Genomic DNA, 14718 nt, shown 5'->3' on the forward strand with positions numbered 1-14718 from the left:
ATTAAGTTTTTTTTGGAGGATATATATGGAAAATAATCAACTGTTTTTTGCGATATTAGAAGGTTCAGAAGAGGTTCCACCTGTTCGAACAGATGCTTTTGGGTTTGCAAAATTTAAAGTTAGCACAGATGAAAGAAGGATCGGATATCGACTAACTGTAAAAAATCTTAATAATTTTACTCAAGCTCATATTCACATAGGAAGAAGAGGTGTAAACGGTCCTGTTGTCGTCTTTCTATTTGGTCCTGCTGACCCTAGTATAAGTGTAAAAAAAGGAGTCGTTGAAGGAATCATTACAGCAGATGATCTTGTTGGTCCACTTATGGGACAATCACTTTCAGATTTGATAGAACTTATGAGAGATGGTAAAACATATGTCAATGCTCATACAGTCCAAAATCCTGACGGAGAAATCCGTGGACAAATTAAACAGTTTAACAACCATTGCTAATTAAAACAGGAATAAAAGCTAAACAGCCATCAAACGATGGCTGTTCATATTTTATAATAATCTAATATTATTCGGTAAAGTAACGGAGGTTAGGATACTGGTCTCTTTCACTCTGTCGGCAGCATATGACGATCCACTCAATACATCATAATCTAGGTAACCAGGGTGACACATTACTTCGATAGTTTGATTGTCTACATCTCGCTTAGATATTTCATAAAAATAATCGTCGGTAACACCCTCTCCATAAAAATCATGAAAAAAGCGGTCTGTAAATGAAGTCACCCCTTCAACATGATGTTCTGCTATTCGCCTTACAGGTAAATTGTACTTTTTTGACAACCTCTGTATCACAGGTAAGAATTCAGGAATACTGTGGACATGATGATGACTGTCAAAATGAGTAGCCGTAAGTCCACAGTCTAAAAACCGGTCGATTTGTGCTGTCCATTCCCTTTCCAATTCTATTAACGATAGGTTATGATCTTTTAAAGTATCTTTTATTCTTTTAAACTTCCCCTGCTCATCAACGAGGGAGGGAACGTCTGACATCAAAGGTTTGCCGCAAGTAAGAACAAGATGAATCCCAAGCTTTAGTGAAGGATGTTCTTTTGCCAGTTCTACTGCATGATTTACACCAGGCATATTCATCATCATGGTTGCCGAATTAACAATTCCATATTTATGAGCGTCTATAATTCCATAATTAATTCCTCTGGAATATCCAAAATCATCCGCATTCACAATCAGTTTAATCAATGAATCCTCTCCTCCCTTATTCCTTCTTGAAGAATTGAGGTAAATAATCCTTATGAGCTTCTAACATTTCGTCGACGATTAATTTTGCAATCGTATCAGAGGCAACTAGCGGATTTATTGTTAGAGCAAGTACCGCAAGATTATAGTCACCTGTTACAGCCGCCTCACAAGCAACACGTTCGAAGGACTTAATTTGTTGAACAAGACCCCTGACTGGTACAGGAAGGTCACCCATGACAAGTGGTTTCGGACCCTCTTTTGTAATAATACAGCTGACTTCGACGGCACTATCGGCAGGAATACTGGTAATCGAGCCATAATTGAGGGTGTTTACAGGTTGGATATCACATTTATCATTATATATGGATGAAATTAATCTTACAGCAGCGTCACTATAATAAGCTCCGCCACGTTGTTCCAACTGAGGTGGTTTAATCGAAAGATTAGGATCTTTATAGAGCTCAAAGAGATCGTCCTCTAATTTTTTCACCACTTCGGCTCTGGTCCCAATAGTCTCGGCATTTTTTAGTTCTTTTTCTACCATATCACGTGTTTTGTAGTAATAATTATGGTACGGACAAGGAAAAACACCTAATGCCCGAATAAATTCTGGTTCCCACCCTTGACCTTGAACATTCTTCACAAAACTCGAATTCTCTGGGTTTGTTAAGAGTTCTATAACCCGATTTTTTACACTTACACCGTCAACAAAAACGTCTAAACCGTAAACCATATGATTTAAACCAGCAAAATCAATACGCAAGCGAGAATGTTCTATGTTTAATAGATTAGCTATTCCCATTTCCATGCCAATCGGTACATTACATAAACCTACTACTTTACGATGATCACTGTACCGGAGTACGGCTTCCGTTACCATTCCAGCTGGATTGGTGAAATTGACCAGCCAGGCATCCGGGCAGAGCTCCTTCATGTCTTTGACAATATCCAAAATGACAGGAATCGTCCTTAGTGCTTTGAACAGCCCTCCTGGACCATTCGTTTCTTGCCCAAGGACACCGTATTTCAAAGGAATCCGTTCATCTTTTGCCCTTGCTTCCAGTAAGCCGACGCGGAATTGAGTAGTAACAAAATCAGCACCATTTAATGCTTTCCTCCTATCTAGCGTCAGGTGAACCTGTACTGGAAGTCCAGCTTTTTGAAACATTCGTTTTGCTAGATTTCCAACAATCTCGAGTTTTTCCTTTCCTTCCTCTACATCAACAAGCCAAAGCTCACGCACTGGAAGTTCATCGTACCTTTTGATAAAACCTTCGACGAGCTCAGGTGTATAACTTGATCCACCACCAATGGTTGTAATTTTTATAGATTTATTCACAAATCGTACCCCCTTGTTAATCCTTGTTGATTTCTTGACGGATTTCTACCATTTCTCTTGCCATATCCTTTAAAGTAAGCGCAGTCATTAAATGGTCTTGTGCGTGAATAAGAATAATCGGTATCTCGAATGATTCTCCAGCTGCTTCAGCCTGAATCAATTGCGTTTGGAACCGATGGGCAGCATTTATTTCATTGTCCGCTTCTGATAGTTTTTCAAAAGCTTCTGTAAAATTTTTTTCTTTGGCTGCAAAGATTGCTTCCATGGCTAAACTCCTTGCATTTCCACTATGCAATATTAGTTGAAATGCAAGGTTATATAATTCTTCTTTATTCATGGGTCCCCTCCTAAATTCAACGCCAAGAGCCTGCCTTCTGGCAAGCTCCCATGTATTCTATTTTTATTTATTAACCCCTTGTTCGACTTTGTAATTTTGTTTATCCCACATTCTAAAGAATGGATAGTAGATGGCAAAGGAAACAACTAGGTTGATTAATTGCATTAAGGCACCTCTAATATTTCCCCCTGTCGCAAGGTAGCCGCCGATTATTGGAGGTGTGGTCCATGGAACTGCAACTCCAGCAGTTTTAGGTGCAAACCCAGTGCTCATACCAATATAGGTAGTTATGGTAAGGGCGAGTGGTGCTAATATAAATGGAACGATAAGCAGTGGATTGGCGACAATAGGCGCCCCGAAAGTAATCGGTTCATTGATATTAAAAACTCCTGGGCCAATTGCTAATCTTCCTAACGTCTTAGAGTGCTGACTCCTTGCCATAAACAGCATCATTAAGGCAAATGTAAATGTAGCACCCGAACCACCCATATAAATGAAAATATCAAAAAATTGTTGTGTAACAACATTAGGCAGTTCATCCCCAGCTGTCAACGCAATCCTATTAGCGTCTGTTGCTGCCAGCCAAATTGGGCCCATTACCCCGCCAACAATACTTGCACCGTGTAACCCGGTTGACCATAATAATTGGACAAAGAATACAGCAATTAAGGCCCCAATTAATGATCCTCCAAGTGCACCTAATGGTTCCTGTAGTAACTGACCAACCACATTGTGTAAGGTTTCAAAGGAAGTGTTCTCTATCATTAATCGAATCAACCAAACCACTAAAATAACAATGAATGCTGGAAATAGTGCAACAAAAGATTTACTTACACTTGGCGGAACTCCGTCAGGCATTTTAATAACGAAATTCTTTTGGATAATAAAACGATAAAGTTCAGTTGAAAACATCGCAAGGATCATTGCAACAAACAACCCTTTGCTTCCCAGTAATGCAATAGGGAGTACCCCGCCAACTTGAAGTGCTTCACTGGCCCCCTCTGGTGTGAACATTGTAAAGTACGGTGTGGCAAGAATAAATGCCGCAACAGAAATAGCTCCTGCATTCAAAGCATCAACTTTGTAATGCTCCGCCAAACGATAAGCAATACCAAACCCCGCTATCAGCGCCATAATATCAAAGGTCGCGGTCACAGGATATAGCAATTTAGTTAGCCAAGCGTCACCAAATAAACCAGCCATAAATTCTGGATACCCTTTAAACGGTAAGAAGCCAATAATCAGGAAAATAGAGCCAATAATGATAAGCGGCATCGTTAAGATAATTCCATCACGTAGTGCTTGTAAGTGTTTTTGACCAGCAACCTTACCTGCGATCGGCATAAACTTTTCTTCAAGTATTTGAGTAAATTTGGCCATATCTATTCACCCCTATGTGAAATTATGAACCTATTAAGTTTCTCGCAAACTTTAATACCTCCGCACCATTACACATTCCATAATGTACAGGGTTAATCGCGTCAACAGGAATTCCTTTTTCAAGTCCCTTTTTCTTTAATTGAGGCAGCAAATATCTTACCTGTGGACCTACGAGCAAAACATCTGCTTCGTCCAGATGATTATTGACCTCATTAGCACTCACTGCCCATATTCTCGCTTCAATTCCTTCTGCTTTTGCAGCAGTCTCCATCTTGGCCACCAAAAGACTGGTGGACATCCCTGCTGCACAGCATAACAAGATATTCAATAACAGCCCTCCTCCTCAAAAATGTAATCGCTTACATTTAAATGGAATTTTTTAAAGCTTTTCTGAGCCTTTAGCCCAAACCTTAAAAAAATTAATCCCCCCTGCCTAAAAATATCTTAACCGTACTAAACTATATTCTTGTTTTTTAATTTTAGGACAAATCTAAAATTACCCCAAATAAAAAAGGGAAATCGTCATTAGTACGATTTCCCATTTATTGTGATTAAGTCTTAGCTAATTTATTTACGACCTGCTTACGAGAAGAGGTCTCATCCTGTTGATCATCTGCAGGTTTCGCTCGTTTAATAAAACACGCTAAAACCAGGGCCGCTCCAATTATGATGGCTGATACAAAAAAGGTATAGTTAATGCCTTCTAACATTGCTTCCAATGCAATTTGCTGCTGCATTTCCGCAAGGACTGCTTCTGTTGGCTGCCCGGACATTTTTTCCATGGCGTCTGCTGCAAGTTCTTTTCCATATGATTCTGAACGATTAGACATCACTGTAATTAATAAACCTGTACCGATAGCCGCAGATACCTGCTGCATAGTATTATTCATTGCGGTACCATGAGGATAAAAACGCGGCGGTAATTGATTCAATCCGTTAGTCGACACAGGCATAAACACCATTGACATTCCAAACATACGAACGGCATGTAATATAACCATATACAGATAGGTTGTTTCAAATGATAACTTGCTGAATAGATAAGTCGTAACTGTTGTGATGAACAAGCCTGTAATCGCTAGTATACGCCCGCCAATTTTGTCGAATAAACGTCCAGTAACAGGTGACATGAGAGCATTCACAAGGGCTCCCGGCAACAGCATTAGACCTGCGTCCATTGGAGAAATTCCTCGTATGGTTTGAACATAAATAGGCAGAAGTAAAAAACCTGAAAACATCGCAATATTGACAATCATCGAAATCGCTGATGATAAAGCAAACATATTATATTTAAAAACCCTGAAATTCAGCATTGGCCGCTTTTGCCTTAATTGGCGCAGGATAAACCAAACCAATGAAATAACCCCGACGATGATAGACAAATAAACATGCGGGCTGTCCCAGCCCCTATTACCAGCAGAGCTGAAACCATATAAAAGCCCTCCAAATCCAATGCTCGATAACAATAGCGAAAAGAAATCAAGGGTAATATCCACTTTCTCCTTCTTATCCCTAAGCTTCCAAAAACCTATGATTAGAATAACTGCCGCGATCCCCCTGTTGACGTATTCTTACTATTCTTATTAAATTCACACGAAACCATCATACCCTAATGGTTCCCAATTTCAATAACAAAACTCCCATTATTTTACAAGATTTTGCGACTTCTGTTGCTTAACAGAAGAGTGATGAGAAAAGAATCGGTCAATGTATTATCAGAGGTATAATAAAAAACCTCAGTGTCTCCTTATCATCGGAGGCCCTGAGGCTTTCGTTAATCCTTTTGCACTTTAGTAATGCCATCTCTCTTATAAAAAATTTGCAAGGCAAACAATATGAAAAATAATAGTAACCCGATAATATCACTTAAGTTTTCAGGATAGATTAAGCATAATCCTGCAGCAATCGCGGTAATTCGCTCCATCCAATACATCTTTCTCTGCCAAAATCCAATTACTCCAGCACCGATTGAAATCATTCCAATAACAGCTGTAAAAACTACCCATAGTAAATAGGTCCAGGTTGTATTAATCATGAGTAATTCAGGTGATAAAACAAACATGTAAGGAATAATAAAAGCAGATATAGCCAGCCTTGAGGAATTCACACCTGTTTTAAATGGTTCCCCCCCTGAAATAGCGGAAGCAGCAAAAGCAGCCAAAGCAACTGGAGGTGTAATATCCGCAATAATACCAAAATAAAATACAAACAAATGTGCTGGCAAATCAGGTACGCCTAATAAAATAATCGCCGGAGCTGCAATGGTTGATGTAATAACATAGTTGGCCGTCGTCGGCGATCCCATTCCAAGGATCAATGCAGCAATCATTGTTAAAAATAACGTTGGCAATAATGCTCCACCAGCCAGGTCAATTAGACCGTTCGCCATCTTTAATCCTAAGCCAGTTTTCGTTACTACACCTACTATTATACCTGCAGCGGCTGTAGCAGCGGCAACTCCAAGTGCTGAACGGGCACCATCAACTAGGGCTTCCACCATTCCCTTGAAACCAATCCTAGTCTCTTTTCGAATAGCACTAACGGCAACTGTTATAACAATTGACCAAAGAGCAGCCCTAATGACACTCATCCCCGACATCAACAAGAATATTACCGAAATAATGGGAAGTAATAAATAAAGCTTTTTGAGAACTTCCTTCCGATTAGGCATCTCTTCTTTTGTTAAACCGCGAAGTCCCATTCGCTTTGCTTCAAAATGGGTCATTATCCAAATTCCAATGAAATATAAAACTGCTGGAATGGCTGCCGCTTTTGCTATTTCCCAATAGGAGATTCCTCCGATAAATTCAACCATTAGGAAGGCAGCTGCCCCCATAATTGGCGGCATTAATTGACCTCCTGTTGAGGCTGAAGCTTCAACTGCACCGGCAAATTCCTTTTTATATCCTAGTTTTTTCATCATTGGGATCGTAAAGGATCCTGAGGTTACAACATTAGCAACTGAACTCCCGCTAATTGTTCCTTGTAATGCACTGGAGAAAATTGCAACTTTAGCAGGACCGCCAGTATTTCTGCCTGCTATTGCAATCGCAAGGTCATTAAAATATTGACCCACTCCTGTTTTTACCAAAAACGCACCAAATAATAAGAAGAGGAATATAAACGTGGAAGACACTCCTAATGGTGTACCAAGAATCCCTTCTGTTGTAAAAAACATCGTTTGAACAAGACGATCGAGTTGAAGTCCTCGATGTGCAATAAAGCCTGGCATGTATGGTCCATAAAGCGCATAAATCATAAAAATAATTGCGATTATGGTAATAGGAAGTCCAACAGCACGACGGGTGGCTTCCAGGACTAGTAGGATAGCAGCTAGACCGACATAAAAATCAAGGGTTGTTACATTACCTGCTCTTAATACTAAGTCATCAATGAATAACGGCCAATAGGCACCAATAATAACTGCAAGGAGAGCAAGTATTCCATCATACCAGGCAACTTTATGTTCCTTGCCCCGATTTTTCTTACGTGCTGGAAAAAGTAAAAAGATTAATGCCAATGCAAAACCTAAATGGACGGAACGTTGAAGCTGTGCTGTTAACATTCCAAATATACCTGTATAGAGATGAAACAATGAAAATGACAATAACCCAATAAATACGATCCAGCCAGATACCCCGATTAGCTTTCTCGTTCCTGCCTCTGGGTCATACTTTTCCAAAAGCTCCTGCTGCTTTTCATTAGAAAGTGTATCTTCATAGTGATTCAAGAATGTTCACTCCTTTCCAAAGTTCAAAGTAGTTCAATTTTCGGATTTCCACTTTTACGGAGGTCCCAGGTTTAATTGAACGAGATAATAGATATTCTTTATTTTTAAAAATTACGGTATGATTCGCACGCACCTGTCCGATTCGCAAATAAAAAAAAGGAAAAACACGGTCCATATTTTTAATGTAATAAGATCCATTTATCTCCTCAAACGTTTCTCCCTCTTCAGCATTGGAGGGCATTCCAATTGAAAAGTCCTCATACATAAGCTCATATTGCTGAATCTTCTGTGTGGGAGTAATTTTGTAACTCTCTACAACATCTGATAAATGAATCGAATGTGTATATTTAATTTTAAAATGGGATTCACCATATAGTGGGATGTAAAAGTCCTTTTTATTGCTCGGCTGGAATACAATGGCTTGCTGTTGTGGGATCAGTGCAAGGAAAAAAATGATCGTAATGTAGATTGATAGATAAAAGATTATTTTATGCTTGCTCATGTCTCCCTCCTAGCCAATAGAAAAGGAGGCCGGCTCGTTTTAAGCCGGCCAGTAACTAAAATTCAAGTAAAACCTTTACTGAGCTTTAACGCCCTTTTCATCAAAATACTTTTGTGCACCCGGGTGTACATCAATCCCCACACCAGTTAAGGCGTTTTCCACCTTGATTAATTTACCTTTTGCATGTGTAACTTTATCTAAATTTTCAAAGATTGCTTTTGTGATGTCATAAACAACATCTTCTGAAAGATCACTTTTAGCTACCAGCATTGCCTGCACAGCTACAGTTGTTACTGCAGTTTCCAATCCATAGGTTCCAGATGGAATCTCATTTTTCACATAAAACGGATACTTTTTAATCAAATCGTCAATTTTGCCCTGTTCTATCGGTACAATGACAACGTCCTCAGTAGCTCCAAGTCCTTCAACCGCACCAGTAGGTGTTCCAGCAGTTACAAAAGCAGCGTCAATTGTCCCATCTTGAATCCCTTGTGTAGACTCATCAAATGATAAATCTTGTTTTTGAATGTCAGCAAAAGTCATACCGTGTACTTCAAGAATTTGTTCAGCATTTGCAGCTGTTCCCGATCCAGGTGCACCCACCGATACTTTTTTACCTTTCAGGTCTTGAACCGAAGTAATACCTGAATCTTTAGTGGTTACAATTTGAATTGTTTCAGGGTACAGGGTCGCAATCGCCTTTACATTATCTACTTTATTGGTTTCAAACATTAATTTTCCATTAACGGCATAGGAAGCAATATCCGTTTGGGAAAAAGCTATTTCAGCATCGCCATTCTTTAGGGTCGTCATGTTTTCAGCGGAAGCACCACTTGTTTCAGCATTCGTTTCAATCCCTGTTGCATCTTTAATAATTTCAGCAAACGAGCCACCTAATGGGTAATAAGTTCCACCTGTACCACCTGTTAAAATACTAATAAATTTTGGTTTGACTTCCTTATCATTTCCCGTTTTTTCCCCACTCTCTTCTTTGTTTCCACAAGCAGCTAGAATCATAGAGAGTGTTAAGAAAATCACCATCGATAGAAAAAACCTTTCCTTTTTCATGAGTATTTCCCCCTTTTTTATAATTATGGTAATTAATACATATTATTGATTATTAATAAACTTGTCATTTTTGTCAAGAAGAGTACTAAGATCAAGAAATTCAACAATAGAAAAAACCCTCTCATTTAGAAAGGGCTGATTACCAATTATCTGCGCTTCTTTTTAGCATTTTTTGTGATTCTCCCTAAAAGAAACGCACCTGCAGCAACACCAATAATTGTGTTTGTTTTATTGTTAAATACCTGTTTGGCTACAAGATTTAAGTTCTGAGGTCTTTCTGCCAGACGTCTCATGAAATATCCATACCAGTCATTTCCAAAAGGTACATAGGTACAGAAATTATAGCCTTCTTTAGCCAGTTGCAGCTGCATGTCTTTTCTAAAACCATAAAGCATTTGAAACTCAAACTGATCATTCGGAATGTTGTTCTTTTTAACAAATGCCTTCACATGATTGATGACATTGTGATCATGTGTGGCAATCGAGGTAAATTTTCCATTTAATAAATGCCATTCAATTAGTTTAATAAAATTAGCATCAATATCTTTTTTATTTTGGTAAGCGTATTCAGCAGGCTCCTTATAGGCACCCTTTACAATCCGCATACGAAAATTTTTATATTTTTCTAGGTAATCATCAGCACGAAGTAAATATGCTTGAATAACGGTTCCGACGTTGTCATATTCCTGAGACAAATCATCCAAAAGATCAAAGGTTGGCTGCAAGTGGCCGGTGTCTTCCATGTCAACGTTTACAAAAATACCGTACTTGTTAGCTCTTTCAACAATTTCTCTTAAATTGCTTAAGCAAAAGCTGTATTCAATATCTAAACCTAATTGCGTAGGCTTTAATGAGATATGAGCAGCCACTTTATGCTCATGAATTGCTTCAATCACATTAAGAATTTGTTCTTTTGCTTCCGTTGCCTCTTCTTCTTTAAAAACGAATTCACCTAAGTTATCAACAGTACAAGAAATTCCGTGTGCGTTTAGTTCCTTAATACTTTTAATTACTTCATCAATATTAGTACCTGCAACGACACTCTGTGCACCCATTTTTAACCCATACTTTTTAGCAGCATTATTTAAAAATTGATTTTGAGATAAGCCCATAAAAATATCTTTTAACATAGCGATGTCTCCTTGCTGTTGTTATTTCAATATTATTTTAGCATAAATGTTTCAAATGCTCCTCATAGTTTTAAAAAAAATGTCGAATTTGTAATCTTCCATCAAAAAGGGCTGCCGAGATGGTCTCAGCAGCCCTGGTAGAAGCATTATCTGCGATTACGATTACGCAGGAATGTAGGAATATCCAACGTATCTTCTAAATGTTGTCTTTGTCTATCTTGACTAGGTGCAGGATCTTCTTGAATATTCTGCTCACGTCGTGAGATACCCTGAGATTGAGGTCTTGAGGGAATATCCCGTGAAGGACTCACTGTGTTCTTTTTAGAAGATAATTCTGTTTCTGTAAACCCTGTCGCGATGACCGTAATCATGATTTCATCTTTTAAGTCTTCATTGATAATCGAACCAAAAATCATGTTTAATTCCTTGTCCGCAGCAGATGATACAATATCAGCAGCCTCCTGAACTTCATACAGACTTAAATTGCTGCCGCCAGTAATATTCATGAGGACACCTTGGGCTCCATCGATAGATGTTTCTAACAATGGACTTGAAATTGCTTTCTTCGCTGCTTCAACCGCACGGTCCTTACCTTTCGCCATACCAATACCCATTAAAGCAGTCCCTTGATTAGACATAATCGTTTTCACATCAGCAAAATCGAGGTTTATTAATCCAGGTACCGCGATTAAATCGGAAATTCCTTGTACACCTTGTCTGAGTACATTGTCTGCCTCGCGGAACGCTTGAATCATAGGAGTCTTTTTATCTACTATTTGTAATAAACGATCGTTAGGTACAATAATCAATGTATCTACTGCTTGACGCATTAAATCAATCCCAGCTGCTGCATTTGTTGCACGCTTACGGCCTTCAAATCCGAATGGTCGTGTCACGACACCAATCGTTAAAGCACCCAGCTCGCGGGAGATTTGGGCAATAGCTGGTGCAGCTCCAGTCCCTGTTCCTCCGCCCATACCAGCGGTAACAAACACCATATCTGCTCCTTTTAATACTTCTTGTATCTGCTTTCTGCTTTCCTCGACTGCATTTCTGCCAACCTCTGGATTAGCACCTGCGCCTAAACCTCTTGTTAAAGTTGCACCGATTTGCATTTTAATTTCTGCTTTTGATAGTTTAAGTGCTTGAGCGTCTGTATTAACCGCAATAAATTCAACACCTTGGACACCGTCTTCTATCATTCGGTTTACAGCATTATTACCGCCGCCGCCAACACCGATTACCTTTATTCTAGCAACTTGATCTATGTCCATTTCAAAATCCCACACGATAGATTTCCTCCTGCTCCCGTAATAATTCATTTTCTCATTATTAAAAATTCAAAAAATTCAAATGTTAATGTTTAAGAACTCAAGCTATTAGCAGATTTATGAAGCTAGTATGTACTATAATCTAACTAAAGCAGATTTTCATTGAATTTTGTCGAAACTTTTTCTTTAATTATTATTTTAACAAAAAAATGGGGATTTTTATATAGTCCTGTTGTCATTCCTCTATTTTTTATCATTAAAATTTCATTACAAACGAAAGGCTCAGTTCTATGACTGAGCCTAATCATTACGAGAATATACTTTTAATACTGTCAATTAATTCTTTAAAGAAATCAGCTACTTGCTGTAGAAAATTCTTGTCACCAACTGCTTCCTCAATGCGCTGCTGGATATCCTGGGTAAGATTTTCAAGCTGCGATTTTACATTATCGAAATTAATATTTAAATTTCGCATTTTTTCAAACAAATCTAGTAAAAGCTGGCGGTCTTCAGGACTTAAGCTGATTTCTAGTGTCTTTAATTTTTCATCAATAATTGCTGCAACTTCTTCTTTCGTTGCAGGGTTTTGTTCAGCAATTTCCTTTTTAATTTCTGTTAATAGCTCACTTACCTTATCCTGATTCAGTCCTTCTTTTTTCGCTAAATCAGTAGCTAAGTTTAATTCCTCATTGGCAACTTCGGTCCGCTCCAAATCTAGCGTTGCACCTTCACCTTCATCATAAGCCTTATAAATCCCTACTAATGCAGAGTGTCCACTAACTTTAACAGGAGAAGCAACATCCACGACTGCATCTTGAATTCCCGCAGTCAATAGGGCGTTTGCGTACATTTCATCGGTAACCTCTGTAATATTTTCAGGAGTCACCTGATTAATTACAAGTCCCTCACCGGAATCTTTTCGCGTGATTTTAGCGGAGGAATACATATTAGAGTGACGGTCACCTTTAATATACTTAACTAAGTCTTCTCCAGAAACAGTAATCTCTTTCACTTTGCTCGTGTCCGTTACTTTTAAAAGATCTCGCACTTCTTTCTTTTGGGCAGCTGATAATGCTTCACCGTACACCACGATTGGCAGCCCAAACTTTTCATTGATACTTTCTTCATTATTACCATTACTATCGGCAAACACCTTGCTTGTACTACTTAAAGACACGATTATTGCTACTATAATAGCAAATGCTGTCACTTTATAAAGATGCTTCAAAAAAAATCACTCCTTCTCAAATTTCTAAGCTGCTTCAAATAAAAAGACGGATAAATAGAATAATAGGTTTCAACAAGATTGAGTGTAAAATAATAAAACCACCCCGAAGGATGGCCTCTAATACTTTACAAAGCCACTTTTCAAAATGGAACAGAAAAATAGGAACGATATTGCACCTAAAAATATAAACCCCGATAGAATAGAGAAACTTGATGAAATAATACCAAAGCCGATTCCAACTGTAAAGGTTATGACGCTCTCAATCAAGGATTGAATCGATTCAATCGTGGCTCTAATTTCAGATTTCCCATGGTGATGAAGATAACCAGTTACGACAGGGTCAATCACCCCGCTCGCTAAAAAAATGAGCATGATCATGATGATACCGATAGTACCTGGAAAAATAGCAGTAATGAAAAAGCCAACTGAGGTGATTCCTAGTATAAAAAGAATGATGGATTGTGCTTTGAAATAGGTGAGTAGAACAGCCGCTAGTAAGTTCCCAGGAATTCTTACCAGTGAGATACAGGCAGAAAATAGTCCGAAAAATAGTACGGATAAGCCAATCTCGTCTAAATATAGCTGCCAAAATTCATCTAAATACGTAATACAGGCTGCAATACCCATCGCATGAGTAATGATAGAGACGACCTTTGGGTTAATTTTATAGAAGGAAATCGATTTCCTTACATAAACCATAAAAAACCCCATATTTTTTTCCTTCTGCTCTTGAATACGGTCCCCTTGTGGTTCCTTCAAGAGGAACGTAAGTACCAATGCAAGAAACATACTTACTGCAGACACAATGTAGTTAAATTCAAATCCAAAATATTTAGCCAATACACTCCCAGAGAAGGATGCAAGTAATGATGCAATCAAATCCAGTGAATTCATTCTGCCAACTATTTTTTCGAAGGATGTTTGCTTGTTGACTGTTAATAATGAGTCATATAGAAGTGCATTCCATGCACCACTAGTACACGCACTTGAAATGCCTGCTAAAAAGACAACTATTGCAAATGTCCAAAAATTATAGGCAAAGAGCAGGATTATAAATTCAAACATGGATAAGACTGCCCCAAAAACGAGGAGTGATTTTTTGCCAAATTTGTCAGCAAAAACGCCTGTAGGTATTTCAAAGATAACAATACTGATGGAATAGATAATTTCACAAAGAATAACCATCAATACAGTCATACCCCGCTGTTCCCAAAACAACCTTTCGATAACGTAGGCCGGAATAAGATTATGAAAAAATATAATTAGATAGAGCTTATTTATGTTTTTTACCATTATCCAGTTATTTCCTCCTTTTTGTCCATTTTCATAAGGGGACTAAAGGAGGTGGACGAATGGTTTTCTTTTTAGATTAACAAGGGGGTCTTACGATATACATAACAATCAACTCCTACATTTTTTACCTTTTTCTATTTTAGTTCGAAGTATTGAAATTAGTACACTTATAAGAATGCTAAATTACATTTAATAGCTTCTTTACCCCTAGTTCTATACTTTTCATAATA

At 38.3% G+C, this 14718-nt stretch carries 13 protein-coding genes and 1 pseudogene; 1 reads left to right on the plus strand and 13 read right to left on the minus strand.

Features of this window, described 5'->3' with window-relative positions:
- The first annotated feature begins 40 nt into the window (after nucleotides 1-40).
- On the plus strand, nucleotides 41-451 hold the full coding sequence (locus tag QNH29_RS17010) for a CHRD domain-containing protein (RefSeq protein WP_283865665.1): 411 nt from the start codon (nucleotides 41-43) through the stop codon (nucleotides 449-451).
- 51 nt (nucleotides 452-502) lie between these two features.
- On the opposite strand, the gene chbG is transcribed toward QNH29_RS17010, so the two are convergent.
- The 13 genes and pseudogenes from chbG to QNH29_RS17075 all read right to left on the minus strand — a co-directional run bounded on the left by chbG (nucleotide 503) and on the right by QNH29_RS17075 (nucleotide 14488).
- A complete protein-coding gene (chbG, locus tag QNH29_RS17015) occupies nucleotides 503-1210 on the minus strand; it encodes a chitin disaccharide deacetylase (protein WP_283860563.1) in 708 nt (235 codons plus the stop codon).
- Nucleotides 1211-1226: 16 nt separating this feature from the next.
- Entirely contained in the window at nucleotides 1227-2549 is a 1323-nt protein-coding gene (locus QNH29_RS17020) for a 6-phospho-beta-glucosidase (RefSeq protein ID WP_283860564.1), read from the minus strand.
- Between the two features lie 16 nt (nucleotides 2550-2565).
- Nucleotides 2566-2886 (minus strand): PTS sugar transporter subunit IIA, encoded by a 321-nt coding sequence (locus tag QNH29_RS17025; RefSeq protein ID WP_283860565.1) that lies wholly within the window; start codon nucleotides 2884-2886, stop codon nucleotides 2566-2568.
- Nucleotides 2887-2949: 63 nt separating this feature from the next.
- The gene (celB, locus tag QNH29_RS17030; protein ID WP_283860566.1) at nucleotides 2950-4266 is read right to left on the minus strand and encodes a PTS cellobiose transporter subunit IIC; all 1317 of its coding nucleotides are present in this window, start codon (nucleotides 4264-4266) and stop codon (nucleotides 2950-2952) included.
- Nucleotides 4267-4288: 22 nt separating this feature from the next.
- Nucleotides 4289-4594: a PTS sugar transporter subunit IIB gene (locus tag QNH29_RS17035; RefSeq protein WP_283860567.1), complete on the minus strand. Its 306-nt coding sequence runs from the start codon at nucleotides 4592-4594 to the stop codon at nucleotides 4289-4291.
- A gap of 223 nt (nucleotides 4595-4817) precedes the next feature.
- Nucleotides 4818-5819 (minus strand): annotated as a pseudogene (locus tag QNH29_RS17040) (MFS transporter); the annotation flags it as partial.
- Between the two features lie 221 nt (nucleotides 5820-6040).
- Complete coding sequence (locus QNH29_RS17045) at nucleotides 6041-7996, minus strand: TRAP transporter permease (protein WP_283860568.1); 1956 nt, start codon at nucleotides 7994-7996, stop codon at nucleotides 6041-6043.
- Nucleotides 7983-8498, minus strand: a complete 516-nt coding sequence (locus QNH29_RS17050; protein WP_283860569.1) for a DUF1850 domain-containing protein — start codon at nucleotides 8496-8498, stop codon at nucleotides 7983-7985. The genes QNH29_RS17045 and QNH29_RS17050 overlap by 14 nt, the downstream gene beginning before the upstream one ends.
- A gap of 75 nt (nucleotides 8499-8573) precedes the next feature.
- Nucleotides 8574-9566 (minus strand): TAXI family TRAP transporter solute-binding subunit, encoded by a 993-nt coding sequence (locus tag QNH29_RS17055; RefSeq protein ID WP_283860570.1) that lies wholly within the window; start codon nucleotides 9564-9566, stop codon nucleotides 8574-8576.
- 146 nt (nucleotides 9567-9712) lie between these two features.
- Entirely contained in the window at nucleotides 9713-10696 is a 984-nt protein-coding gene (locus QNH29_RS17060; RefSeq protein WP_283860571.1) for a proline dehydrogenase family protein, read from the minus strand.
- A gap of 146 nt (nucleotides 10697-10842) precedes the next feature.
- On the minus strand, nucleotides 10843-11970 hold the full coding sequence (gene ftsZ, locus QNH29_RS17065) for a cell division protein FtsZ (protein ID WP_481858839.1): 1128 nt from the start codon (nucleotides 11968-11970) through the stop codon (nucleotides 10843-10845).
- Nucleotides 11971-12274: 304 nt separating this feature from the next.
- On the minus strand, nucleotides 12275-13195 hold the full coding sequence (locus QNH29_RS17070) for a DUF1002 domain-containing protein (RefSeq protein ID WP_283860573.1): 921 nt from the start codon (nucleotides 13193-13195) through the stop codon (nucleotides 12275-12277).
- A gap of 117 nt (nucleotides 13196-13312) precedes the next feature.
- On the minus strand, nucleotides 13313-14488 hold the full coding sequence (locus tag QNH29_RS17075) for an MFS transporter (RefSeq protein WP_283860574.1): 1176 nt from the start codon (nucleotides 14486-14488) through the stop codon (nucleotides 13313-13315).
- Nucleotides 14489-14718: the final 230 nt, after the last annotated feature.

It is taken from the genome of Neobacillus sp. DY30 (assembly GCF_030123065.1).
In the GTDB taxonomy this organism is placed as follows: Bacteria; Bacillota; Bacilli; order Bacillales; family Cytobacillaceae; genus Neobacillus.

Bases quoted from the DNA above. Each gene is read 5' to 3' on its own strand.
- QNH29_RS17025 (WP_283860565.1), bottom strand. From the start codon at position 2,886: ATGAATAAAGAAGAATTATATAACCTTGCATTTCAACTAATATTGCAT.
- celB (WP_283860566.1), bottom strand. From the start codon at position 4,266: ATGGCCAAATTTACTCAAATACTTGAAGAAAAGTTTATGCCGATCGCA.
- QNH29_RS17050 (WP_283860569.1), bottom strand. From the start codon at position 8,498: ATGAGCAAGCATAAAATAATCTTTTATCTATCAATCTACATTACGATC.
- QNH29_RS17055 (WP_283860570.1), bottom strand. From the start codon at position 9,566: ATGAAAAAGGAAAGGTTTTTTCTATCGATGGTGATTTTCTTAACACTC.
- QNH29_RS17060 (WP_283860571.1), bottom strand. From the start codon at position 10,696: ATGTTAAAAGATATTTTTATGGGCTTATCTCAAAATCAATTTTTAAAT.
- ftsZ (WP_481858839.1), bottom strand. From the start codon at position 11,970: ATGGACATAGATCAAGTTGCTAGAATAAAGGTAATCGGTGTTGGCGGC.
- QNH29_RS17075 (WP_283860574.1), bottom strand. From the start codon at position 14,488: ATGGTAAAAAACATAAATAAGCTCTATCTAATTATATTTTTTCATAAT.